The 24,636-nt window shown below is 31.7% G+C and carries 27 protein-coding genes and 1 tRNA gene; 3 read left to right on the top strand and 25 right to left on the bottom strand.

Translation table 11 applies throughout. The features are described 5' to 3' along the window. Positions 1 to 6: 6 nt before the first annotated feature. Entirely contained in the window at positions 7 to 1,653 is a 1,647-nt protein-coding gene (dnaG, locus tag CS884_RS02870) for a DNA primase (protein ID WP_099320563.1), read from the bottom strand. 334 nt (positions 1,654 to 1,987) lie between these two features. Between dnaG and CS884_RS02865 the strand changes: the two genes are divergently transcribed. After that, positions 1,988 to 2,845 carry an AraC family transcriptional regulator gene (locus CS884_RS02865; RefSeq protein ID WP_099320562.1) on the top strand — a complete coding sequence of 286 codons (858 nt, stop codon included), beginning with the start codon at positions 1,988 to 1,990 and terminating at the stop codon, positions 2,843 to 2,845. 75 nt (positions 2,846 to 2,920) lie between these two features. Here CS884_RS02865 and CS884_RS02860 read toward each other — a convergent pair whose 3' ends face one another. After that, on the bottom strand, positions 2,921 to 4,294 hold the full coding sequence (locus tag CS884_RS02860; protein WP_099320936.1) for a putative glycoside hydrolase: 1,374 nt from the start codon (positions 4,292 to 4,294) through the stop codon (positions 2,921 to 2,923). Positions 4,295 to 4,703: 409 nt separating this feature from the next. Further along, positions 4,704 to 5,900 (bottom strand): elongation factor Tu, encoded by a 1,197-nt coding sequence (gene tuf / locus CS884_RS02855; protein WP_099320561.1) that lies wholly within the window; start codon positions 5,898 to 5,900, stop codon positions 4,704 to 4,706. A gap of 124 nt (positions 5,901 to 6,024) precedes the next feature. Between tuf and CS884_RS02850 the strand changes: the two genes are divergently transcribed. Then, a tRNA-Thr gene (locus tag CS884_RS02850) sits at positions 6,025 to 6,100 on the top strand. A 372-nt stretch (positions 6,101 to 6,472) separates the two neighbouring features. Here the strand turns inward: CS884_RS02850 and CS884_RS02845 are convergent. The 9 genes from CS884_RS02845 to CS884_RS10495 all read right to left on the bottom strand — a co-directional run bounded on the left by CS884_RS02845 (position 6,473) and on the right by CS884_RS10495 (position 9,984). Beyond that, entirely contained in the window at positions 6,473 to 6,880 is a 408-nt protein-coding gene (locus CS884_RS02845) for a type II toxin-antitoxin system HicB family antitoxin (RefSeq protein WP_099320560.1), read from the bottom strand. 99 nt (positions 6,881 to 6,979) lie between these two features. Next, entirely contained in the window at positions 6,980 to 7,108 is a 129-nt protein-coding gene (locus tag CS884_RS10815) for a hypothetical protein (protein ID WP_257875740.1), read from the bottom strand. Positions 7,109 to 7,219: 111 nt separating this feature from the next. Next, a complete protein-coding gene (locus CS884_RS10810; RefSeq protein WP_257875739.1) occupies positions 7,220 to 7,765 on the bottom strand; it encodes a CPCC family cysteine-rich protein in 546 nt (181 codons plus the stop codon). 28 nt (positions 7,766 to 7,793) lie between these two features. Then, entirely contained in the window at positions 7,794 to 8,009 is a 216-nt protein-coding gene (locus tag CS884_RS02830; RefSeq protein WP_099320559.1) for a hypothetical protein, read from the bottom strand. Beyond that, on the bottom strand, positions 8,006 to 8,305 hold the full coding sequence (locus CS884_RS02825) for a polymorphic toxin type 50 domain-containing protein (RefSeq protein ID WP_099320558.1): 300 nt from the start codon (positions 8,303 to 8,305) through the stop codon (positions 8,006 to 8,008). The genes CS884_RS02830 and CS884_RS02825 overlap by 4 nt, the downstream gene beginning before the upstream one ends. Before the next feature lie 95 nt (positions 8,306 to 8,400). Then, a complete protein-coding gene (locus CS884_RS02820) occupies positions 8,401 to 8,604 on the bottom strand; it encodes a hypothetical protein (protein ID WP_143434407.1) in 204 nt (67 codons plus the stop codon). A gap of 449 nt (positions 8,605 to 9,053) precedes the next feature. Further along, complete coding sequence (locus CS884_RS02815; RefSeq protein ID WP_099320556.1) at positions 9,054 to 9,476, bottom strand: GTP pyrophosphokinase; 423 nt, start codon at positions 9,474 to 9,476, stop codon at positions 9,054 to 9,056. Beyond that, on the bottom strand, positions 9,473 to 9,685 hold the full coding sequence (locus CS884_RS02810) for a hypothetical protein (RefSeq protein WP_099320555.1): 213 nt from the start codon (positions 9,683 to 9,685) through the stop codon (positions 9,473 to 9,475). The genes CS884_RS02815 and CS884_RS02810 overlap by 4 nt, the downstream gene beginning before the upstream one ends. 11 nt (positions 9,686 to 9,696) lie before the next feature. Beyond that, positions 9,697 to 9,984 (bottom strand): hypothetical protein, encoded by a 288-nt coding sequence (locus CS884_RS10495; protein ID WP_143434406.1) that lies wholly within the window; start codon positions 9,982 to 9,984, stop codon positions 9,697 to 9,699. A 95-nt stretch (positions 9,985 to 10,079) separates the two neighbouring features. Here CS884_RS10495 and CS884_RS02805 point away from each other — a divergent pair, with 95 nt between their 5' ends. After that, a complete protein-coding gene (locus tag CS884_RS02805) occupies positions 10,080 to 10,988 on the top strand; it encodes a neutral zinc metallopeptidase (protein WP_099320554.1) in 909 nt (302 codons plus the stop codon). Between the two features lie 81 nt (positions 10,989 to 11,069). On the opposite strand, the gene rplL is transcribed toward CS884_RS02805, so the two are convergent. The 13 genes from rplL to CS884_RS02740 all read right to left on the bottom strand — a co-directional run bounded on the left by rplL (position 11,070) and on the right by CS884_RS02740 (position 24,630). Continuing rightward, the gene (gene rplL / locus CS884_RS02800; RefSeq protein WP_099320553.1) at positions 11,070 to 11,453 is read right to left on the bottom strand and encodes a 50S ribosomal protein L7/L12; all 384 of its coding nucleotides are present in this window, start codon (positions 11,451 to 11,453) and stop codon (positions 11,070 to 11,072) included. Between the two features lie 70 nt (positions 11,454 to 11,523). Next, positions 11,524 to 12,078: a 50S ribosomal protein L10 gene (rplJ, locus tag CS884_RS02795; RefSeq protein ID WP_099320552.1), complete on the bottom strand. Its 555-nt coding sequence runs from the start codon at positions 12,076 to 12,078 to the stop codon at positions 11,524 to 11,526. A 198-nt stretch (positions 12,079 to 12,276) separates the two neighbouring features. Further along, positions 12,277 to 12,987 carry a 50S ribosomal protein L1 gene (gene rplA, locus CS884_RS02790; protein WP_099320551.1) on the bottom strand — a complete coding sequence of 237 codons (711 nt, stop codon included), beginning with the start codon at positions 12,985 to 12,987 and terminating at the stop codon, positions 12,277 to 12,279. A gap of 38 nt (positions 12,988 to 13,025) precedes the next feature. Then, positions 13,026 to 13,454, bottom strand: coding sequence for a 50S ribosomal protein L11 (gene rplK, locus CS884_RS02785; RefSeq protein ID WP_099320550.1), 429 nt, complete (start codon positions 13,452 to 13,454; stop codon positions 13,026 to 13,028). Positions 13,455 to 13,518: 64 nt separating this feature from the next. Further along, a complete protein-coding gene (gene nusG / locus CS884_RS02780; RefSeq protein WP_099320549.1) occupies positions 13,519 to 14,142 on the bottom strand; it encodes a transcription termination/antitermination protein NusG in 624 nt (207 codons plus the stop codon). 7 nt (positions 14,143 to 14,149) lie between these two features. Then, positions 14,150 to 14,332, bottom strand: a complete 183-nt coding sequence (secE, locus tag CS884_RS02775) for a preprotein translocase subunit SecE (protein WP_099320548.1) — start codon at positions 14,330 to 14,332, stop codon at positions 14,150 to 14,152. A 9-nt stretch (positions 14,333 to 14,341) separates the two neighbouring features. After that, a complete protein-coding gene (gene rpmG / locus CS884_RS02770) occupies positions 14,342 to 14,491 on the bottom strand; it encodes a 50S ribosomal protein L33 (RefSeq protein WP_099320547.1) in 150 nt (49 codons plus the stop codon). Positions 14,492 to 14,591: 100 nt separating this feature from the next. Next, positions 14,592 to 15,938: a phosphoglucosamine mutase gene (gene glmM / locus CS884_RS02765; RefSeq protein ID WP_099320546.1), complete on the bottom strand. Its 1,347-nt coding sequence runs from the start codon at positions 15,936 to 15,938 to the stop codon at positions 14,592 to 14,594. Positions 15,939 to 16,091: 153 nt separating this feature from the next. Further along, positions 16,092 to 16,772, bottom strand: coding sequence for a phosphoribosylaminoimidazolesuccinocarboxamide synthase (locus CS884_RS02760; protein WP_099320545.1), 681 nt, complete (start codon positions 16,770 to 16,772; stop codon positions 16,092 to 16,094). Between the two features lie 9 nt (positions 16,773 to 16,781). Beyond that, positions 16,782 to 17,801: a phosphoribosylformylglycinamidine cyclo-ligase gene (gene purM / locus CS884_RS02755; protein WP_099320544.1), complete on the bottom strand. Its 1,020-nt coding sequence runs from the start codon at positions 17,799 to 17,801 to the stop codon at positions 16,782 to 16,784. Beyond that, a complete protein-coding gene (gene purE / locus CS884_RS02750) occupies positions 17,801 to 18,277 on the bottom strand; it encodes a 5-(carboxyamino)imidazole ribonucleotide mutase (RefSeq protein ID WP_099320543.1) in 477 nt (158 codons plus the stop codon). Before purE ends, purM begins: the two co-directional genes overlap by 1 nt. A gap of 9 nt (positions 18,278 to 18,286) precedes the next feature. After that, positions 18,287 to 19,738 carry an IMP dehydrogenase gene (guaB, locus tag CS884_RS02745; RefSeq protein ID WP_099320542.1) on the bottom strand — a complete coding sequence of 484 codons (1,452 nt, stop codon included), beginning with the start codon at positions 19,736 to 19,738 and terminating at the stop codon, positions 18,287 to 18,289. Then, complete coding sequence (locus tag CS884_RS02740) at positions 19,738 to 24,630, bottom strand: phosphoribosylformylglycinamidine synthase (RefSeq protein ID WP_099320541.1); 4,893 nt, start codon at positions 24,628 to 24,630, stop codon at positions 19,738 to 19,740. Before CS884_RS02740 ends, guaB begins: the two co-directional genes overlap by 1 nt. Positions 24,631 to 24,636 lie beyond the last annotated feature (6 nt).

Genomic DNA, 24,636 nt, shown 5'->3' with positions numbered 1-24,636 from the left:
TTGAACTTACTTTCTTAGAGACTTTAGTTCCCTTAACTTTCTTCTCTTTTCATATAGTTTTATCTTATCTATTAACTCATCAGCCATTATTGGATTAGTATCATCTCTTATATAATTCAAAATGTAAGTATAGTCTTCATCATTTTGATCAAATTTGTCTGAATCTTTATCTATAATAAATTTTTTTACATTAATAATCTTTTCATTAATTAAATACTTATCAAAGAAATCTTTGTTTTTTAAATAATCACTTTTTTGATTAAAAAGTAGTCTTAAAATTTCTAATTCGTTAACATTGAATGCTCTTTTTTCTGAGCTTACAATAATTTTAGCTTCTTTGTTCTTCTCATAAGTATTTAAGCTATTTTTTTTATAGCTAGTATTCTTACTATACTTGTTTATAGCTTGATTCAAAGTACTTTTGTCGATAGAAAATAAGGTTGATACATTATTTATAAAAATTTCTCTAGTCAAATCCTTATCTATTCCAGCAAGAAATTCAACAAAAAGATCTAATTTTTCATATTTTTCATTATCTTTGGCATTAGTGTAAATATCTAAAATGTTATTATATTTATAATTATAAGCATCATAAGCCATATCTTTTCTTTCTAAAAACATATCTTTGCCAAATTTTTTAATAAAATCATCAGGATCTAAACCCTCATCCAATTTTATAACTTTAGCAATAACATCATTATCCAAAAAAATATCTACTGCTTTGTTTGCAGCTTTTATACCAGCCTCGTCCTGGTCATAACAAATAAAAATATTATCAGCATATCTTTTTATTAATTTTGCCTGGTCGTTAGTTAGGGCAGTGCCTAAAGATGCGACTGCATAGTCAATTCCATGATTGTTTAAGGCTATTACATCCATATAACCTTCAACTAAGATAATATCCTTACTTTTTTGTTTTTTGAAAATATTCATCCCGTATAAATTGTAACGCTTTTTGAAAATTTCTGATTCAGGCGAGTTTAGATATTTTGGCATTGCATTATCAATGCTTCTTCCGCCAAAACCTATTACATTTCCATAGTGATTAATTATTGGAAAAATAATTCGGTTTCTGTATTTATCATAATATTTGCCTTTGTCAGATTTTTTTATCAAACCAAGTTTTTCCAAATCGTATTTGTCATATCCCTTATATTCTACATATCTTAACAAATCATCCCAGGAGTTTTTGGCAAAGCCAAGCATAAATGTATTGACAATTGCAGAAGATAAGGATCTTTTCTTTAAATAATTTATAGCATCTTTATTGGTTAGAAGATTTTTATAATAAAACATCATAATATCTTTATTAATATCATAAAGAACTTTATTGTTTTCATTATTTGTATAATCATCTGTATAGGATAAATTGACTCCTGCTTTTTCTGCTAAGTATTTCAAACTTTCCACATAGGAAAGTCCCTCTTTTTGCATAATAAAAGAAACAACATCCCCACCTACTCCGCATCCAAAGCAGTGAAATAATTGTTTCTTCTCATCTACTGTAAATGAAGGTGTTTTTTCATTATGGAAGGGACATAATCCTTTAAAAGAGGATCCTGATTTTTTTAAATTAGTATATTCTCCAATAATATCTACTATGTTTAATCTTGATCTTATCTCTTGGATAGAATCATCAGAAATCATCGCCATAAAACCACCTCTTGTAAGATAACTATACTAATTTATTAAGCTCTCTTCAATTGCAATATCTATAAAAAGCTGAGCTAGTTTTATACTTGTAATATATCACAACATTAGAGAATTCTTATTAGATGAATTATCGATTTATAATATTTTTTATAAAATTACTAGTTAGCTTATCCAAAATTTATACAATAAATTTCTTTACTTTAAATAATTTTTAATCTTATCAATTATTAAAGATTATTTTTCAGTCAAATATATTTTTATACTTTTATTTTTTAAAATAATATATTATAATATAAGACAACAAAACGTTTAGTATCGACTCTAGGAGAAACTTATGAATTCAGAAAAAATCAATTTAACAGACTTAGAAAAAGATAATAAACTTTCTGAGCTAAACATAAAAGTTCTTGATGCCCAAAAATATAAAATAAATAAAGATTATTCTTCGAGAATACAATTCCATCCTTTTACCTATTTTTACTTTGTAGTTGATGGAAAAGCTAGATTAGCTATAGAAAGCGAATCAATAAATATAAAAAAAGATGATCTGATCATTATTAATTCAAACATTGGCCATACCCTATACGTTGATGCAAATCTAAATACTTTTGAATTTATTGGCTTTGGTATAGAATCAATTTCTGTATCAAAACTTAATTCTAATAAAATGGAAAATACACAAACTAATTTTTTTAAAACTAATTTAGGTGTAAATAATAATAGTAAAGACATTTTTTACCAGATTTATCATGAAGTAAATAGCAATAAAATTTTTGGGAAATCTATGGCAAACTCCTTGGCTGCCATATTCATAATAAAGATGCTTAGAAAATATGAAGATAAAATCACCGTTCATCACGAAAGAAAAATAAATAGACAAATTGACTATCTAAAACAATATATAGATAACAATTATTCTGAAAACATCACGCTAGAAGAACTTTCTGCATTGGCCTATATGAATAAATTTCATTTGATTTCAGAATTTAAACAATCCTATAGAATCACACCTATAGAATATTTGATCCTAAAAAGAATTGAAATTTCCAAAAATTTGTTGATATCAACAAATCATTCAATGGAGGAAATTTCTGCTATGGTTGGTTTTAATTCTCAAAGTTATTTTAATCAAGTATTTAAGAAAAAATGTGGTCTAACACCATCACAGTTTAGAAAAAAACACAGACTCTAAAACTATATGAAATGAAAAGTAATATAATTACAATAAAAAATTGCTGGCAAGTATTTTTTACTTCCAGCAATTTTTTTAATATTCGCAGCCTTCGCTATAATCTCCAGCAGCATTCCACAATAAAAATTCATTTTGACCTTGATCATACAAGGCATCAACTTCTGCTTGTACAGCTTCTGCATCGTATTTCATCCAATTTCCTTCTCCTATCCAAGTAGCTGTAAAATCTTGTAGCCATGGTCTTGAAATTGGTGGATGCTCTAATTCTTTAAGAACCTTTTGTTCTTCTTCAAGATACTTATATACTAAATTATAAGGCTCTAAGTCAGGCTTTTCTATATCAAATGACCAGCTTCCCCAGTGTGATGGGTAAATCATTGAAGAAATTACATCGGTTTGATTTGATATTTCATCAAAATCTTGACCTATACCCTCAGCTCGTCTTACTTGTAAAGCATAGCCAAAAACGTCAACAGAAATTGGAACATTATATTTTTGAAGTTCTTCACGGGCTCTTTTCACAAAACCTGTAATAGCTGCAACTCTTTTTTCACCTTCGGTCATATCATTAGCATCTTCATATTCGCCTCTTGAATAATTTAAGGTGTCTGAAAATGTCTCAAAACCTTCAGCAAATCTCACATAATCAAATTGTATCTCGTCAAATCCTGCCTTTGCAGCAAGTTTTGCAATTTTTAAATCATAATCACAAACTTCTTTTAAAAATGGATTCATAAAAGCTTCGCCACGATTGTTCTTCCACAAACTTCCATCTTTGAGAGTAAAACCCCATTCTGGGTATTTTTCGGTTATAACTCCATCTTTAAAAGTAGTGATTCTTCCAATTACATAAATTCCTCGATCGTGAAGATCATTTAGCATAGTTTTATAATCAACAGAATCTGACTTAGAATGTAATACATCCTCATCATCTGTATCAAAGTTCATTGTAATATTGCCCCAGTCGTCTTTAACGTCAACAACAACAGCATTTAATTTTGTTGTCTCTATAAGATTAATTAACCTATTGTAAATTTCTGGATTTGTAATTGCTGTAGTATTTAGATAAAGACCCTTAACTCCATCTTTTGGATAATATTTGGATTTTTTCTCATCTAAGGAAAGAAGTCTTGACGTATCATAATCCATATTATAATCATCTGGAGTTACACCAACTTCATATGGTTTGCCCTCTTCTTTTTCTATGGCATCATTAATAAGACCTTGCTTAGAATTTTCTTCTCCATCTTTATTATCTTCTGAAGATTTTCCTAAAGACTCATCGGTGCTTGTGCTAGTTTTTTTGCTTGTATCTTTTTCTAAAACCTCATTTGTAATTTGACTATCAGTTGAATTTTTAGAAGTGTTTAATAAGTCTTTAAAATTACATGAGCTAAAAATAAATACAAATGATAAGAAAAGTGAAAATATCCACATTCTTTTTTTCATATTTGCTCCTTTAAGTAGCAAAGAGCGAGCAAGCATGCCCGCTCCTTATAAATAATTTAATAATTTTCAATTAGCCTTATGGCTATTCTATATAATTAGCTAAAATTAATCCACCCAAAATAAAGATACAGTGAAAGAAAAAATCATTTAGAATTTCACATACAATCCTTTCACAAACTTCTAATACTTTTGCTTAAGTTTTTAAATTCGGATATAACATTCTAGCTAATTTAGGACAAACTTCGCTTCTTCGCTTATCTCGCAGATGTAAATGCTTCGCATTTTCCACCCAGTATGGCATTTGTCCTCTCAAAGCACTTGCAGTGCTTTTCGCTTAGTTTTTCGGGCTCAGCTTCGCTTTGCCTCGAAAATGTAAAATGCTTCGCATTTTCCACCCAGTATGGCGGGACTATTTTACAACCTTTGTTACTACTCCAGATGCTACTGTTCTTCCGCCTTCTCTTACTGCGAATCTTAAGCCTTCTTCTAGAGCGATTGGTTTTTGTAGGGTGATTTTAAATGTTGCGTTGTCTCCTGGCATTACCATTTCTACGCCGTCTTCTAGTTGGATATCACCTGTTACGTCTGTTGTTCTAAAGAAGAATTGTGGTCTGTATCCACTGAAGAATGGGGTGTGACGTCCACCTTCTTCTTTGGTTAGTACGTATACTTGACCTTCGAATTCTGTGTGTGGGTGTACGCTGCCTGGTTTTGCTAGTACTTGACCTCTTGAGATTTCGTTTCTTTGTACGCCTCTTAGTAGGATTCCTACGTTGTCTCCACTTTCTGCTTGGGCTAGTGATTTGTGGAACATTTCTACGCCTGTTACTACTGCTTGGCTTGTTTTTTCGGTTAATCCTACGATTTCTACTGTGTCGCCTACTTTTAGGGTTCCTCTTTCTACTCTTCCTGTTGCTACTGTTCCACGGCCTGAGATTGTCATTACGTCTTCTACTGGCATTAGGAATGGTAGGTCGTTGTCTCTTTCTGGTATGTCAAAGTATTCGTCTACTTCTTCCATTAGTTTTAGGATTTTGTCGCTCCATGGGCCTTCGCCGCCTTCTTGTAGGGATTTTAATGCTGATCCTACTACTACTGGGCAGTTGTCTCCGTCGAATTCGTATTCGTTTAGTAGGTCTCTTACTTCCATTTCTACTAGTTCGATTAGTTCTGGATCGTCTACTTGGTCTTCTTTGTTTAGGAATACTGCTATTTTTGGTACGCCTACTTGTCTTGCTAGTAGGATGTGTTCTCTTGTTTGTGGCATTGGACCGTCTGCTGCACTTACTACTATGATTGCTCCGTCCATTTGTGCTGCTCCTGTGATCATGTTTTTAACGTAGTCTGCGTGGCCTGGAGCATCTATGTGGGCATAGTGTCTTTTTGGTGTTTCGTATTCTACTACTGAGGTGTTGATTGTGATTCCTCTTTCTCTTTCTTCTGGAGCTTTGTCGATGTGTTCGTAGTCTATATATTCACCTGTGCCGTATTTTTTGTTTAGTGCTTGGGTTATTGCTGCTGTTGTTGTTGTTTTACCATGGTCTACGTGGCCGATGGTTCCGATATTCAAGTGTGGTTTGGTTCTTTCAAATTGTTGTTTACTCATGTTTCCTCCTAATGAATCTTATACATATATTAATATTTTACCATAATGTGCAATAAATTTCTACATATCTTATTTTAAAGAAGCTTGATTTATTATTTATTATATGGTAATATAAATAAGTAATGCCACTTTAGCTCAGTAGGTAGAGCGCATCCATGGTAAGGATGAGGTCCTCGGTTCAATTCCGGGAAGTGGCTCCATTTTTTTGCCCATTTGTAGGTATTTCAACGTTTCTGATAATAATTTTTCTTATATTTACGTGGTTTTTCGCCTCGGTTGGTAACATGATGGTAACTAAAAAACAAGACCTAAATTCTTATAACTTACATATCTAGATTGTCATCAAATTTATTTATGATGTTTTTTATTGATAAGGCAACCATATTATTTGGTGTAAATACCCTATTTTTTCACTTTTTTTAATCTAAATTAAAACACTACTATAAACGTTTAAACAATCACAATCGTTCATATTTTCACTTATAAGTGATTTTAAAATCTTTTTATATACTAATATCTATACAGAAAAACAAAAAAGAGTCTGCATATCAGCAAACTCACAAATTATTGTTTTAATTATATTCAGAAACGTTTAACTCTCGTTTCAAAGCTTCCTGCAAAACATAAGAAAAGTTTATATCTTGCTCTCTAGCCATAATATCAAGCCATTGAGGTATGGTTAATGTTTTTTTAATTGATTTATTATTTATGGCTTTTCTTACAAGTGGCATCCAAACGCTTATTAACACAGTCTTCTGATTATCAGTAATCTCTAAATCTTTTAATGCTGTAGGTTCTAGAATCTCTTCTCCATCGGATTCCATAACTTCCATATATAGTCCAAGTACCTCTTCGGCCATAAGCAATGCATCTTCGTCTGTATCAGCACAAGAAAAACAACCAGGCAAATCAGGAAAAACTATATTAATTCCATCATCACCATATTCGAAAATCGCTGGATATACATATTTATCTTTCATAATCACACTCCTTTATATTTATTATTATACGTGTAGATACACGTGTTGCAAGCTATCAAATGCAAAAAAGAGCTTTCGCTCTCTTAATTAAGTTCCTATCTAACTTCTAACATTTTCAGCATCTTTTTTGCATAAAAAATGGGCGTGTTGCTCATAAGCTCCGCCCTCTCTTATAAGTATCCACTTTCTTTTAGGTAATTTTGGGTAATATCTAATTGTTAATTTCATTTTTTGTAATCAAAAAGCACATCTAACAAGTGCTAGTGTGCTTAATCTAATATTTCTATTTTCTTTATTTCACTATCATTAAAAGTAATTTTAACATTTTTATTAAAATATTCAATCATAGTTATTTCTTTCTTTTAAAAGAATTTTACAATAATCATCGTTAGGGTCAGAAACACCAAGTTTTTTATAATTTTCAATCGCTTCTTTAAGTGTGACCTTATTAGGTCCAATAGGATCTCCAATTTTTTCTTTATCCCCACTATTTTGGTATCCACAAACTCTGCAAATACCAAAAAAGTCGACTATATTTCCACATACTGGACAGTCAATAGGATAACTCATTTCTTCATCATCTGAATACTTCATATTTTTTAAACCTATTCTTTTTAATTCATCGTTAGGATCATCTACAATATAAAAAGTACCGCCAACTGATGTCCCATCAAGCGGACTGGGATTTATAAGGCTATAAATATAGTCTTCTTCGCTATCATCAACCACTTTGATATTACCATCTTTGTCTCGAACAATATTGTATTCTCCATTATTTGTTAGACCGTCCACTCCAAATGTTTCTCCGATATATTTTACTTTGCCAATGTATTCTAAAGGAATAGTTTTGTTTAGTTCACACAGGAAAACATCTATATATTTCATTTCTTTCTCCTACTCTTATTATTAAGCGTTAGTCTAATATTTCTATTTTGATAATATCTGGTGTATCGATATCGTAATATCTTTCTGGGGTCTCTAAGCTTATACTTTCTATTTCGGGTTCATTATCTCCTGCTGGTGTGTATATAGAATAAACCCCAGTAAATACACTTTGATTTTTAGTAGTAACTCTTATTTTTTTATTAGAATATTTTTTAAGATTATCTAATCCTATATATTTATTCATCTTCTTAATTCCTTAAATTCTCTTAATGTTGGGACTATATGATATCCATTTTTAGAATAATGTATTATTGCCCTCTTTGTAGTAACTACATTGCCTTCTCTGTTAATACAGTATCCATCCAGTCTATTATCTTCAATTAATTCAGTCAATTGAGATTTATCTCTACTAATAAATTCTCCACAGCCTCTGTTTTCTTTATAGACTAATTCTATTTCTTCTATGGTGTTTTTAAATTGAGACTTATTTTTTACATTTTCAATATTGTTAGGTGAATCTTTTGTTTGTCGACTTTTAATATGTCAAAGTCTTTATTCTCTTTTATATATTTTCTAAGAGGTCTATCTTTTAGGTATATATCTAAATTCTTTTTATCAGAACCTAAATTATAAAGTTAATTGGCTTTCTTTTGAGCTTTTTTTGTTGCCCAAACTTCCTTGTTTGCCTTACTTCTACCATACCCATAAACGTGATTATTTACACTAGTTGAGCGAAGTTTACCAGCCTTGTTAAAGTCTTTGTATAATTGTCTTTGCCTTTGTAGTCTTACCTGGGCAATAAGCTTACTTTCCTTATCCTTAACTTCGTCATACATCATTACCCTGTGCTTGGCTTATCTTATTTTCAGTCATCTTATCTCCTAAGCAAATAAATAAATAAGCCTATAAATCCAATCAAAGCTAAAGATTCAATAACTTCCTTTTTGCTTGGTTTTTCCCAAGATACATCTACATTGATTTTCATAAATAAATTAGTATAATTGTATCAAAAGCTAGGGGCTTAATCCCTAACTATTTTGATTTTTAGTCTTAGACCAAAGAATCGGATTTCAAGTTTGAATTCTTTGAGTTTAGGACTTTTTTTAAAAAATAAAAGCAATATTTTATCATATTTATCCTTAGTTTTCTTCAACTACTACTAAAGCTTTTAAAGCTTACCATTCCCACTTTCTGCTATTAAAGTCGGCTTGTCTATATTTTCGTATACTCTTGTTTCATCAAAGTTTTTTGCAAATTCTGTTGCTCTTCGACTTACATTAACAATACTTTATTGTTCTGACAACAAAATATTTTCTGCTAATTTGTATTTTTCGACTCTTTTTAAATCTTTATCTGTAATATTTGATAATCGTTTTAGATTGGAATTATCTTTCAAATCTGAAAGCTTGACATCTCTAGCAATTTCATCATTTTTTATCTCATTTATATATTCAAAATAAGCGACATCTTCATTATGTGTTAATAATTCTAAAGCATTTTTCTCTTCTTCATTTAAGAAGTCAAAATCTCCAATACTGTAATTAGGATTATCTTCTATAACATCATGAAGTAAAGCTACTAATTTAGCACTTTTGCTTTTACACTTTCTTGATACTCTTATCGGGTGAAATATATATAAGTGATTGCCTTTATCTCTTTGTTTCCAATGAGCTTTTAACATTATGATAAAGGCTTTAATGTAGTTAATCATAGTAAATCAATCCCTATTTTTAATAATTTACTTACCTCTTCCTTAGAGATAGGAGTAGCCATTATACTACCTGTATAAATAGCAAGCATATCCCAATCAGTTATCCAATCTTTTTTAGTTGAATCATATCTTTGTATTGGTAGGTTTTCACCTTCTCTTATTATAAGATTATTTAATTCTTTTGATATATGATAATTATATTTACTCATTTTGCATCACCTTATTTTTTTATCGCATTAATATTTGACGGAATGATGATTTTATTTGAATTTTTTCTCATAATTCCATTTATTTTTATTTTTTCATATGTTGATGTGCTTGCCAACCTTGAATTTTCATATAGTTTATGATTTTGTTCTTTGATTTGTAAGCTTTGATAAGTGTGGATTTGTAATTCGAAGATATATCCATCAGAATTTTTGACTAAAATGTTGATACCTTTGTAAGTGGTATTTAGAATAGGAAAAGTATTATTAATCCCAATAATATTATACCCTTTAACTAGCAAATAATTTTTAATATCAAGAAATTTCTATGCGTAGTTCTTTTTGAATGAATTGGGTATATAATATATATAATTATTTTAATTTTATGGAGTGCATTATGAAATGGCAAGATAGGCAGAGAAGTTCAAATGTTAGAAAAGGTTCGAAAGCAAATAGTGGTTTTGGTGGCTCACCTAGACGTTCTGGACCGATTTTTATTCCTAGAGGTGGAAAAGGTGGTTTAGGCTCCATTATTTTCATTTTTATAATAATGTTTTTGCTAAAGGGACTTTCTGGAATTGGATCTGATATTAATAATTCTAATAATCAGAATATGGATAATCCTAAGCAATATCAAAATCAAAGCACTGATCAAGCTAATGCAAGGGATACATTAGAAGATTTTCTCTCTGTTGTGCTTAAGGATACTGAAGATGTTTGGCATGCAAAGTTTGAAGAGATGAATGCTGAATATGTTGAACCTACAATGGTTTTGTTCGAAGAATCAACTAGATCTGCTTGTGGAGTTGCAAGTTCTGATATGGGGCCATTTTATTGCCCAATTGATGAAAGTATTTATATTGATGTTGATTTTTATAGGCAGTTGAAAAATCAATTTGGTGCCGGTGGAGACTTTGCTTTTGCTTATGTTTTAGCTCACGAAGTTGGCCATCATGTACAAAACCAATTGGGGATTTTAGAGAAAACTAGTAAACTTAGACAAACTTTACCGACTAAAGAATATAACAAATATTCTGTTGCTCAAGAGCTTCAAGCTGATTATTTTGGAGGCTTATTTGCATATTATGTAGAACAAAAAGGCTATCTTGATCCAGGCGATATTGAAGAAGCTATGGATGCTGCAGCATCTATAGGTGATGATAGAATCCAAGAAATGAGTGGAAGGAATGTAAATGTTGACACCTTTACTCATGGTTCATCTTCTCAAAGAAAAGAAGCTTTTGATTTAGGCTACAAATACCACGATATTAATAATTCAATGGTATTTTTTGAAAATATTAATTAAAATTATAGCTTTGCAATTTTTGTTGCAAGCTATTTTTTTGTAGAAAAAAAGAGTCCCAATAGGGACTCAATATTTTTATTACTATGCTAATTCTACTTCAGCGCCAGCTTCTTCTAATTTAGCTTTTAGAGCTTCTGCTTCGTCTTTTGATACTTTTTCAAGTACGTTTGCTGGAGCACCATCAACTAATGCTTTAGCTTCTTTTAGTCCTAAACCTGCTGCATCTTTAACAACTTTAATTACATTGATTTTTCCTTGTCCAGCTGATTTTAAAACTACGTCAAATTCTGTTTTTTCTGCAGCTGCTGCTTCTGCTCCACCTGCTGCAGCTGGTGCTGCTGCAACTACTGCTGCTTGAGCTGTTACGTCAAATTCTTCTTCAATTGCATGAACTAGATCTGATAGTTCTAATACTGTTAATTCTTTAATTTCGTCTAATATTTGTGTTACTTTTTCACTTGCCATTTTATTCTCCTTAATTAATTTGTTTTTTTATAATGTTTAATTTATGCTTAAATTTCTTAATTTATAAATATTAAGCTGCTTGTTCACTTTCTTCTTTTTTAGCACGTACTGCATCAAGTGCAAGAGCAATTTTTGCAATTGTGTTGTTAAGATCTCCTGCAAGAGCTCTAATTGGTGCTTGTGTTACATTTGCAAGCATTGAGTAAAGTGTTTCTTTGTTTGGTAATGATGCTATTGCAATCATTTGGTCACTAGATTGGACAACACCGTCTACTAAACCTGCTTTTATTAGAAGCTTTTCTTTTTGAAGATCTCCTTCTTTAGTATAATCTACTGCAACTTTTGGACCTGTAACAGAATCTTCATTTGAGAAAATTATTGCATTTGAACCTTTAAGTTCTTTTGTCAATTCGTCAAAACCTAATTCTTGGAAAGCAAATCTCATCATTGTATTTTTGTATACTTTGTACTCTGAGTTTCCTTGTCTGAATTTGCTACGAAGATCTGTTATTTCTTCAACGTCCATTTTGTCAAAACCAACTATTGTTATTGATTTTGCGTTTTCAATTTTTTCTTTAATCTCATTAACAACTTCTTGTTTAGCTGCTATAGCTTTTTCGCTCACTTTTTCACCTCCTAAAGGCTTTTGGTAGGTATTAAAAAACCCCACTTTCTAAGCATAGTAACTATGCTTACAATGGTGGGGATTGTAAGTAATTTTTCCCACCTATACGCAATTATTAAACTGTTAGGTCTGCGTAGTCTTTGGTAGCCTGTTTATTTGACTATGATATTATATCACAATTTATTATTTTTGCAAATATTATTTTTCTACTAGGTCCATTGCTCTTTGAGCAGATAGTTTTACTCCAGGACCCATGGTGCTTGCTAGAGTAATTGATCTAATATATTTACCTTTTGCAGCAGCAGGTTTTGCTTTAACTATAGCTGATATAAGAGCTCTGATATTTTCGCTTAATTTTTCTTTTCCGAAAGATACTTTTCCTGTTGGAACATGTATTAAGTTAGCTTTATCTGTTCTATACTCAACTTTACCAGCTTTGATTTCAGAAATTGCTTGTTTAACATCCATTGTTACTGTTCCAGTTTTTGGGTTTGGCATTAATCCTTGTGGTCCAAGAACTCTACCTAACTTACCAACTGTTGCCATCATATCAGGTGTTGCAATTACAACATCAAAATCTAACCAGTTTTCTTTTTGAATTTTTTCTGCTAATTCTTCTCCACCTGCATAATCAGCGCCTGCATTAAGAGCTTCATCTATGCGGTCCTCTTTTACAAATGCAAGAATTTTTTGTTCTTTTCCTGTTCCATGTGGAAGTACAATTGTACCTCTTACTTGTTGATCAGCATGACGGCTATCAACACCTAGTTTAACGTGAAGTTCTACTGTTTCATCAAATTTTGCCTTAGCAACATTTTCTACTATCTCTAAAGCTTGATCAAGCTCATATTCTTTTGTTGAATCATATGATTTTTTTGATTCTAAATATTTTTTTCCTCTTTTTGCCATTTAATTCCTCCTTAGTGGTTATCGAGTTAACTCTCCCACTAGTCTTCTACTGTGACTCCCATACTTCTAGCTGTTCCTGCTATCATGCTTACTGCTGCTTCTAAGCTTGCAGCGTTAAGATCTTGCATTTTTGTATTAGCAATTTCTTCTAATTGTGCACGAGTGATTTTACCAACTTTGTTTTTGTTTGGTTCTCCACTTCCCTTGTTAAGGTTGATAGCTTTTTTGATTAATACTGGTGCTGGTGGTGTTTTTGTAATGAATGTAAAACTTCTATCCGTATATACTGTTAATACTACCGGTATAATCATTCCAGCTTGGTCGGCTGTTTTTGAATTAAATGATTGCACGAAGTCCATGATATTGATTCCGTGAGGACCTAATGCTGTACCTACTGGTGGTGCTGGAGATGCTGCTCCTGCTGGTACTTGTAATTTGACTACTGCTTGTACTTCTTTTTCTGCCATAATTTACCTCCTTGTGGTCATATCGGGGGATTTCCCTCCCACTCTCTGACAGTTATCTAAAATTTTAGATTGTTTCTATATCAGAAAATTCTAAATCGATTGATGTATCTCTACCAAAAATATCTACAAAAGCTTTTATCGTTTGCTTTTCTTTGTCAATTTCTGTAACTTTGCCTACAAAATCTTTAAATGGACCTGCAATAATATTTACATCATCACCAATAGCTACATCTAAGTCTATAACTACCTTTTCATCTGTAACGCCGAATTTTCTTACTTCAGCGTTTGTCAAAGGCACTGGTTTTCTATCAGGACCTACAAAACCTGTAACTCCTTGAGTATTTCTGATGATATACCAACTTTTGTTAGTTATATTCATCTTTACCATTACATAGCCTGGAAATAGCTTTCTTGTTTTTACTTTTTTCTGATCATTTTTCATTTCAACATATTCTTCTGTCGGAACTGTTACATCAACTATGTCAGGGTTTTGCTCGTTATCGATCATTGATCTTATTTTATCGCAAACTCTGTTCTCATAGCCAGTATAAGTATGAACTACATACCATTTTGCCTGATCAGAAGAATTTTTTTCTTCATTGTTAGTATCTTCTACTACATTATTAGTATCTTCTACTACATTTGCTTTTTCTTCTAAGGATTCATTCCTATCGAAAGTTTCTGGCATCTTTCACCTACATCAAAAATCCTAATAGGAAAGCAAATAATTGGTCTAATAGCCAAATTGCCACACCTGTGATAGTACTAATTATTAAAATAATTATTGTATATTCAAGAGTGGTTTTTTTATCTGGCCATTGAATTTTTTTTCTTTCCTTATTAACTGCTGAGAAAAAGCCTTCTTCTTTTTTAGCCATTATATGCTCCTATTTTGTTTCTTTATGGATTGTATGCTTTCTACAGAATGGACAATATTTTCTAAATTCTAATCTTTCTGGATTAGTTTTTTTGTTTTTAGTAGTGTCGTAATTTCTGTTTTTGCATTCAGTACATTCCAATTTTACTTTATCTGCCATTTAAACACCTCCTATTTTTATACGGATAATTCCTACAAGTGATTATGATACCTTGAATAGCCGTCTTTGTCAACATTATTTCAAGATAAATTTATTTATTTTATAAGGTCAAATTTTCAGCTTTCATGGATTCAATTATCTTTTGGCAACATTCTTTTGCTTTGTTATCGCTTTCTGCTTCAACCATTACTCTTATTAATGGTTCTGTTCCTGAAGCTCTTACTAAAACTCTACCACTATCAGCAAGTTCTTTATTTACTTTATCTACCATTTGACATACTTTTTCGTTTGATAAAGTTTCTTCTTTATCTTTTACTTTTACATTTTCCAAAACTTGTGGATAAATTTTTAGATCTCTTGTTAGGGATTTTAAATCAGTTTTTTGGTCTATCATTGCTTCCATCACTCTTAGAGAAGTCAAAATTCCATCACCAGTATTGGCGTATTTTCTAAATATTATGTGACCGGATTGTTCTCCACCTATCTCATAATCATTTTCTTCCATTGCTTGATGAACGTATTTATCGCCAACTTTTGTCTTAACATAAGAAATACCAATTTGATCTAAAGCTTTGTAAAGACCAATATTGCTCATTATAGTTGTTGCAACGGTGTTGGATGGTAATTTGCCTTCATTTTTCATATATTTTGCGCAAATATATATTATACTATCTCCATCAACTACATTTCCCTTAGAATCAACTGCAATACATCTATCAGCATCGCCATCAAAAGCAAAGCCAATATCAAGACCATTTTCAACAACATATTTTTGTAGGGCATTTATATGAGTTGATCCAGAATCAACATTGATATTAAAACCATTTGGTTTGTCATTTATCACATAAGTATCTGCTCCAAGAGCATCGTAAACTGGTTTTGCTATTGTAAAGCTTGCACCATTTGCACAATCTAATCCAACTTTAATCCCCTCAAAAGATTTATTTACAGTTTGAATTAGATATCCGATATATCTATTACGACCACCGATAAAATCTACAGTTCTGCCTATTTTTTCTCCTACGGCTAAATCTATATCTTCAATGTCAGAGTCTATATATTTTTCAAGTTCTTCCAAAAAGTCGTCTTTCATTTTTTCGCCCTTGGAATTTATAAGTTTTATACCATTATCATAAAAAGGATTATGACTTGCTGTAATCATAACTCCACAATCAAAGTTTTCACTTCTAACTATATAAGATACTGATGGAGTTGTGGTTACGTGCAATAAATGTGCATTTGATCCTGATGATGTGATACCTGCTGATAAAGCATCTTCAAACATATATGAAGATCTTCTTGTATCTTTACCAATTACAATTTTACCATTATATCCATTATCAGTTTTGAAGTAATCACCCAAAAATCTACCGATTTTAAAAGCATGATAGACGTTTAATCCTTTGTTAGCTTCTCCCCTAAATCCATCTGTTCCAAAATATTTCATAAAACCTCCTTAAGAGTTTTCTAAATTACTATAATATTATACTCTCATATAAAAAACTCTTAAACTTTTTCTTTAAATTAATTGATATAAATTAAATTAAACTAAAAAAGAAAAATGACTACTATTTCTAGCAGCCATTCTAGTTAATATATTTTAGCCTAACATTATTTTTTCTAATTCTAGAGGTTCGATATATTTATCGCCTTGGTAAGCTCTCATGTTTCCACCAGAAATTTCATCTATAAGAGCAATTTTGCCACCTTCTATTCTACCAAATTCAAATTTGATATCGTATAAGTCAAGTCCTTTTTTAGCTAATTCTTCTTTTACAAATTCTCCAATTTTAAGTGCTAATTCTTTTAATTGTTCATATTCATCTTCTGTCATGATGTTTAGTAAAGCTAGGGCATCTTTAGTTATTAGTGGGTCATTTCTATCGTCATCTTTTAGTGTGATTTCTACATATGGTTTGATTTTTGTTCCATTTTCAATGTATTCACCATATCTTCTGATAAATGAACCAACTGCATAATATCTAACAATAACTTCTACTCCGTGACCAAAAACTTCAGCTTTTTTAACTACTGCTTCATTTTTATCAAGGTCAGCTGATACATAATGAGTTGTAAGTCCTTTATCGTTTAGCTTTTCATAGAAGAATTTTGTCATTGCAACAGCTTGATGACCAGCTCCTTCCATAGTAAGACCAACTGTGTTAGCACCTGGATCAAAAACTCCGTCACTTCCTGTAACGTCATCTTTGAATTTTAATAAATATTCTTCATCATTTAATTTGTAAACGTCTTTTGTTTTACCTGTATATACTTTTTCCATAATTATCTCCTATAAATTAATTTTTATATTTTTTTTGCCCTTTATAATTTTACCTATTTTTTGACCTTTGTCAGCAACAATTTTTAAAGTTTTTTCTAAATCTTTTGGATCTACGAAAATCACCATTCCTATACCCATATTAAATGTATGATACATTTCATCGGTATCTATATTTCCCCATTGTTGGATTTTTTCAAATATAGGATCTATAGCTAAATTTCTTAGGTCAAATTCTACCGCCTGATCTTCTTTTAGAACTCTTGGAACATTTTCGTAAAGTCCGCCACCTGTAATGTGGGCTATTGCTTTTACTTCTATATTTTCTGTAAGTTCTTTAACTTCGTTAGCATAAATTTTTGTCGGTGTTAGAAGTTTTTCTCCAATAGTTTTTTCATCGTCAAATTTATCATCAAGTGATATACCTGCTTGATCTAAACAAGCTCTTACAAGTGAAAATCCATTGCTATGAACTCCGGAAGAATATAGACCTATTGCTATATCTCCTTCTTCTAATTTTTCTCCTGTAATTAATTTATCCTTATCAGCAAGTCCTACTGCAAATCCTGCCAAGTCATAATCATCTTCTTTATAGATTCCTGGCATTTCTGCAGTTTCTCCACCGATTAAAGCTGCATTTGATTGTTTGCAACCTTCAGCAACTCCACTTACTAGATCTGCCATTTTATGTGGGTCTAATTTACCTGTTGCTATATAATCTAGGAAAAACAGAGGTCTTGCTCCTTGGCAAAGAATATCATTAACACACATAGCAACACAGTCAATTCCAACTGTATCGTGTTTATTCATATCCATGGCAAGTTTTATTTTTGTTCCAACTCCATCTGTTCCACTAAGTAAAACGGGATTTTTTATTCCTGTTAGATTTGGAGCAAAAGCACCAGCAAAGCCACCAATATCTGCCAAAACTTCATCACTATGAGTTTTTTTGACGATTTGTTTTATAAGTTCTACTTCTTGGTAGCCTTTTTCTTTATCAACTCCAGCGTCTTTATATGTGAGCTTTGCCATTATATTTCCTCAAGATTTTTATCATCTTCTATAACTTTATCTAGCATTTCTTTTTTGTAAGCTATAAGTTTTTCTGCCAAATTTTCATCAGCTAAGGCTAAAATTTGTATAGCTAAAAGCGCAGCATTATTGCCACCATTTATAGCTACTGTTGCAACTGGAACGCCTTTTGGCATTTGTACCATAGATAATAAAGCATCAAGACCTGCTGTATTTGAGCCACCAACAGGAATTCCTATAACTGGTTTTATTGTCATACCAGCCATAACTCCTGCAAGATGAGCAGCCATTCCTGCAATTCCTATATAAACTTTACAATCGTCTTTTTTTATGGTTTCTTCTAAAATGTTTAAGGCTCTATGAGCTGATATTACAGAAACTTCATAAGAAATTTCAAATTTCTTTAATATTTGGGTAACTTTTTTTGCTACTTCAACATCTGAAGCTGAACCCATTATTACTCTTACATCTGTCATTATTTCCTCCTAGTTTTTAGAATAGTTTGGTGATTCTCTTGTTATTGTTATGTTGTGTGGATGGTTTTCTATTAGTGATGCAGAAGAAATTCTTATAAATTTAGCTTTATCGTAAAGTTCTGCTAAATCTTTGCTTCCTACATATCCCATACCTGATTTTAGACCACCTAGTAGTTGGTAAACAACTTCTCCAACTGGACCTTTGTAAGCAACTCGTCCTTCAACGCCTTCTGGAACAAATTTTTTGGTATTGGTTTGGAAATATCTATCGCCAGATCCATCTTTCATTGCTGCTAGAGATCCCATTCCACGATATTCTTTGTATTGACGACCTTCAAATACAATAGTTTCTCCTGGAGATTCTTCTGTTCCTGCAAATAGAGAACCTGCCATGATTACAGCTGCTCCACAAGCTAGGGCTTTGGTAATATCACCTGAGTATTTGATACCACCATCTGCTATTATTGGAATGCCGTATTTATTAGCTTCGTTAACACAATCTATAATTGCTGTTATTTGTGGTACGCCTATACCAGTTACAACTCTTGTTGTACAAATTGAACCAGGTCCTATACCAACTTTTACTGCATCTACTCCAGCTTCTATTAAATCACGAGTTGCATCAGCTGTTGCAACATTGCCTGCTATTACATCTAAATCTGGATATTTTGCTTTAATCTTTTTTAGAGCTGTTATTACGTTTTTTGAATGACCGTGAGCAGTATCTAAGGTGATGACATCAACCTTTGCTTCAACTAAAGCATCTACTCTTTCCATCATATCATTTGTGATTCCAACTGCAGCTCCAACTACTAATCTATTGTTAACATCTCTTGCTGATTGCGGATATTGTCTTGATTTTTCAATATCTTTGATTGTAATTAGTCCTTTTAATTTGTTGTCTTCATCAACTATCGGAAGTTTTTCTACTTTTGCAGATTCCATAAGTTTGATAGCTTCTTGCATTTTGATTCCTTCATAACCAACTACTAAATTTTCTTTGGTCATTATTTCATCAATTACACGGCTTGGATCATCTTGAAATCTAACGTCTCTGTTTGTTAGTATACCTTTTAGATACATATCTTTATCTACAATTGGTACACCGGAAATCTTGTAATTTGACATAATATCTAGGGCATCTTGCAAAATATTTTCTGGATGTAAGTAAAATGGATCAGTTATAACTCCATGTTCTGATCTTTTTACCACATCTACTTGTCTAGCTTGTTCAGCTATTGGCATATTTTTGTGAATTATTCCTATTCCACCTTGTCTTGCCATGGCAATTGCCATTTGAGATTCTGTAACTGTATCCATACCAGCTGACATCATTGGTATGTTTAATTTGATTTTTTTTGTCAAATAAGTTGTTGTATCAACTTCATTTGGTAAAACTTCTGATGGGCCTGGTACTAATAGGACATCATCAAATGTTAATCCTTCTCCTAAAAATTTCATTACTTATCCTTTCTAAAATATTTCACTGCATTTTCAAAGATTGGTTCACGGCTTACATTGTAAACATTTTTAAACAAATCTTCATCAATTCTTTCAGCATGACCCATTCTACCTAAAATTTTTCCGTCTTTAGAAATTATTCCTTCGATATTGTAATTGGAACCATTTGGGGAATTTTCATATACTGAAAATATTTGATCATTTGCTAAAAGATCTTTTAATTTCTCATCGCTTACTATAAATCTTCCCTCACCATGAGATATTGGAATTCTGTAAGTTTTATCTAAGTCAGTTCCAAGAGTCCATGGGCTATTATTTGTAAGAGTTCTTGTATTTACAAAAGTTGCTATATGGCGAGTTGATGTATTATTTGTCAATGTAGGGTCATTTTCATCAGGGATTCTAATTTCTCCATAAGGCAAAAGTCCAGTTTTTACAAGAGCTTGGAAGCCATTGCAAATTCCCAATATTAAACCATCATTTTCATTTAACAAATGCTTAATTGCCTTAGAAACTTTTTCGTTTCTTAGAATATTTGCTAAGAATTTTGCAGAACCATCTGGTTCATCTCCTAAAGAGAAACCTCCAGGAATTACAAAAATTTGTGATTTTTCTAAAGCTTTTGCTAATTTTTCTATAGAATCTTTAATCTCTTCTTCGTCTTGATTTCTAAATACAAGTATTTGTGTATTTGCCCCTGCATTTTTCAAAGCATTAGCTGTATCCCATTCACAGTTAGTTCCTGGAGCTGCTAAAATTAGTGCTTGAGGCTTTTGGCAAGGCTTGTCAGATTTTAGCTTTCTTTGAATTTTTTGTGGATTAAGTTTTTGATATTTGATATTTTCGTAAGCTGGGAAAACTTCATCTAAATTATGGATATAAGAATCGTATAGTTTTTCTTTATCTAAAGAAACTCCATTTACAATTATATCATCAGTGAAAGTTCCGATATTTTCTATAAAATCACGATCGTCTTTATATTCGACAACAAAAGATCCAAACATTGGATTATATAAATTATCGTATTTGATATCAAAGCCAGTATTCCCAATAGCTTGCTCATAAATATCTGCCAAAAGTCCCTTTCTAGTAAGAGCTATGGCTGAGATAATATTACCTTCTCTTATATCTTTTATAAGTTTTTTATAATTACTTTCTAATTCGCCTAAATCTAAAGTTCCATCTGCTTTGTAATTTGTTTTTACCAAGCCGATTTTGCCCTTAGCTTTTAGGTCGTTTGTAATTATATTTTCAACATCCTCAGTTGTTACTGCAAAAGAAATTAATGTAGGTGGAACTTTTATATTTTCAAAGCTACCACTCATGCTATCTTTGCCGCCAATTGGTGGGCTTACAAAGTAATTACTTACCTCAAAGGCTCCTAATAGGGATTTTAATGGTTTTGACCAAGCTTTGCTATCTTCCATTTTTTCGTAAAATTCTTGGAAAGATAATCTTATTTTCTCTAAATCAGAGCCAACCGCTATTAATTTTGAAATGGATTCGACAACTGCATAATAACCACCTAAATATTGACTTTCTTCAGATAATTTAGGGTCAAAGCCATAAGTCATTAGAGAAACCGTCTTTGAAATTCCTTCTTCTGTTGGAATTCTTGCTGCCATAACTTGAGCTGGATTTAGTAGATTTTTTCCACCTAATGGGTTTAGAACTGTATTTCTTCCTATTGATGAGTCAAACATTTCTATAAGATTTCTCTTTGAAGATATATCAAGAGTTTTTACTAATTCGTAGAATTTTTCAGGATCTTCATTTTTTTCTACCAAAACTTCTGGCAAATCTTCGCTTACTACATCAACTTTTGCAAATCTTTCTGCTCCGTCTGTATTTATAAAATCATAAGAAAGCTTAGCAATAACCGTATCTTCATAATACATGGTCATTGTTTTATTATCTGTAATTGTAGCAACTTCTGTTGCTTGTAAGTTTTCTTCTTTGGCATATTGCATAAATAATTCTTTGTCTTTTCTATCTATTACAACTGCCATTCTTTCTTGTGATTCTGAAATTGCAATTTCAAAAGGTTTAAGCCCCTCGTATTTTAGTGGAACTCTATCTAAGTAAATATCAATTCCATCAGCTAATTCACCAATGGCAACGGATACTCCACCTGCTCCAAAGTCGTTACATTTTTTGATAAGTTTTGCTACTTCGCTTCTTCTAAATAATCTTTGGATTTTTCTTTCTTCTGGTGCATTCCCTTTTTGTACTTGAGCTGATTCAGTTTTTATTGAGCTAATTTTGTGAGATTTAGATGAACCTGTTGCTCCACCAATTCCATCCCTACCAGTTTTGCCACCGATTAGTATAACAATATCTCCTGGTATTGGATCTAACCTTTTGACATTTTCAGCTGGTGCAGCAGCTATTACTGCTCCACATTCAAGTCTTTTTGCCTTGTAACCTTCATGATAAAATTCATCTACAAGACCTGTTGCAAGACCAATTTGATTTCCATAAGAAGAATAACCTAAGGCTGCTTCGTGGGTAATTTTTGCTTGAGGGAGTTTCCCTTCTAAGGTTTTATCATAGGATTCTTTGATATTTCCAGCACCTGTTAATCTCATTGCTTGATAAACATAAGCTCTGCCTGAAAGAGGATCTCTGATAGCTCCGCCCAAGCAAGTTGATGCCCCACCAAAAGGCTCGATTTCTGTTGGATGGTTGTGAGTTTCATTTTTAAACATCAAAAGATAATCTTCAAGACTTTCTTTACCATCCTTAACAACTCTAACTTTTGTAAAAACAGAACAAGCGTTTATTTCATTACTAACTTCAAGGTCAGCAAAATTATCATTTGCTCTCATATATTTGGCAAGAATTGTTCCAAAACTCATAAGATTGATAGGCTTTTTGATGTCCAAAACTCTTCTCATTTGCAAATATTTTTCAAATGAATCTCTAATTGCCTCATCCAATAAAGTTGCCGTATCAAATTCAATATCCAAGTATGTGTTAAAAGTGGTGTGCCTGCAATGGTCAGACCAGTAAGTATCCAAAATTTTTATTTCAGTTTCATTTGGATCGCGATTTTCACTTTTAAAATAATCTCTAACAAGTTTTAAATCATCCAAGCTCATAGCCAAAGAATTATCCATTAAAAACTCATTAAGTTTTTCTTCGTTAAAATCTTTAAATCCTAAATAAGATATATTTTCCAAATTCTTCTTATTTTTACTTTTAAGAGTTGTTGGAATTCCAAGTAAATTCACCTTATGAGAATCAACTGGATTTATAATGAATTTTTCAATTTCTTTTAAATCTTTATCAGAAACGCCTGTAATTTCATAGACTGTAGATGATTTTACTAAAAAGTTTTTGTCATCGATTATTAAAGAACTAGCATCGATTACACCTTGTTCTCTTGGGTTAAATTGTCCTGGAAGATATTGGCTAACTATTGTCTTATCAAAATTTGCTTGCAATTTTAAAGCATGGTCAAAAGCGTAAATTTCATCAACTGGAGCTTCTGCTAGGACAGTTTTTAGAATTTTTTTCAAATTTTCATCGCTTGTTTCAAGGTCATATATCTTGTAGATTTTTAGATTTGAAAGGCCAATTCCTAGAGTATTTTTTATTTTTTCTTTAAGATTTTTTGATTGGAAATCAAACTGATCTTTTCTTCTAACATAAACTCTTTTTACTGAAGGACCGATATCTCTTCTATAATATTTGCCTTCAAAATTTACCTTGTCTGCATCTTGATAAACTTCTTTTATCGCCTGATCAAAGTTATCAGCAGTATAAACAATATTTAAAACTCTTCCACCAGAAGTTAGGATTTTTCCATCAACTTCTTTTGTTCCTGCGTGGATTATTTTTGAATTTATTCCATCTGCAAATGTTATTTCTTTATTTTTTTCATAAGCATTTGGATAACCACTGGAAGCTAAAACTAGGCAAAGAGCTTTCTTATCGTTAACTTTAAGCTTAACTTCATCTAATTTAGCCTCAGATGTTGCCATTAGTAAGTCTAACAAATCATTATCGATTAATTCTAAAACGACTTGAGTTTCAGGATCTCCAAATCTAACATTAAATTCCAAAACATATATGCCAGATTCGTTTATCATAAATCCTATAAATAAAACTCCTCTGTAATCAATATTTTCTTTTCTAAAGCCTTCTATGATTTTAGGCAATATTTCTTTTTGTATTTCATCTTTGAAAGCTTCAGCTTCAACATTTGGAGCATAAGTTCCCATACCGCCAGTATTAGGACCTGTTTCTCTTTCGAAAATTTTCTTATGATCTTTGGCTGTTGGCAATGGAATTATGGTTTTTGAATCTGTAAGGCAAAGTAGGCTCATTTCAAAACCATCGATAAATTCTTCAATAACAAGGAATTTATCAAGAGCAAATATCTCATCAAGTCTTGCTTTTAAATCATCTTCATCGTCAATGATATAAACTCCCTTACCTCCTGCAAGTCCATCTCTTTTTAGGACAACTTTTCCATTTTTTTCTATAAGTTCACTTGCAAAAGCAAAAGCTTTTTCTATATCGTCTGTTTTTAAATATGCTGCTGTTTTTACTTTGTATTTTTCTAAAAACTCTTTGGTGTAAGCCTTAGAAGCTTCAAATTGGGAAGCTTCTTTGTTAACTCCAAATATTTTGAGACCATTTTTCTCAAATTGGTCAACTACACCATCACACAAAGGATTTTCTGGTCCAACTACTGTGTAATCAATATTATTTTTCTTGGCAAAATCCACTAATTTTTCAATTTCATTTACATTAATATCGATATTTTTTCCTATTTGAGAAGTCCCGCCATTTCCTGGAGCAAAAAAGATATTCCTATCTTTACATGCTAGCTTTAGACCCAGAGCGTGTTCACGACCTCCTGAGCCAATTATTAGTATGTTCATTTAATT

The organism is Anaerococcus sp. Marseille-P3625 (assembly GCF_900232825.1).
GTDB lineage: Bacteria > Bacillota > Clostridia > Tissierellales > Peptoniphilaceae > Anaerococcus.
Note: the sequence above shows the minus strand (reverse complement) of the source record. Positions and strands in the feature narration are given on the sequence as shown.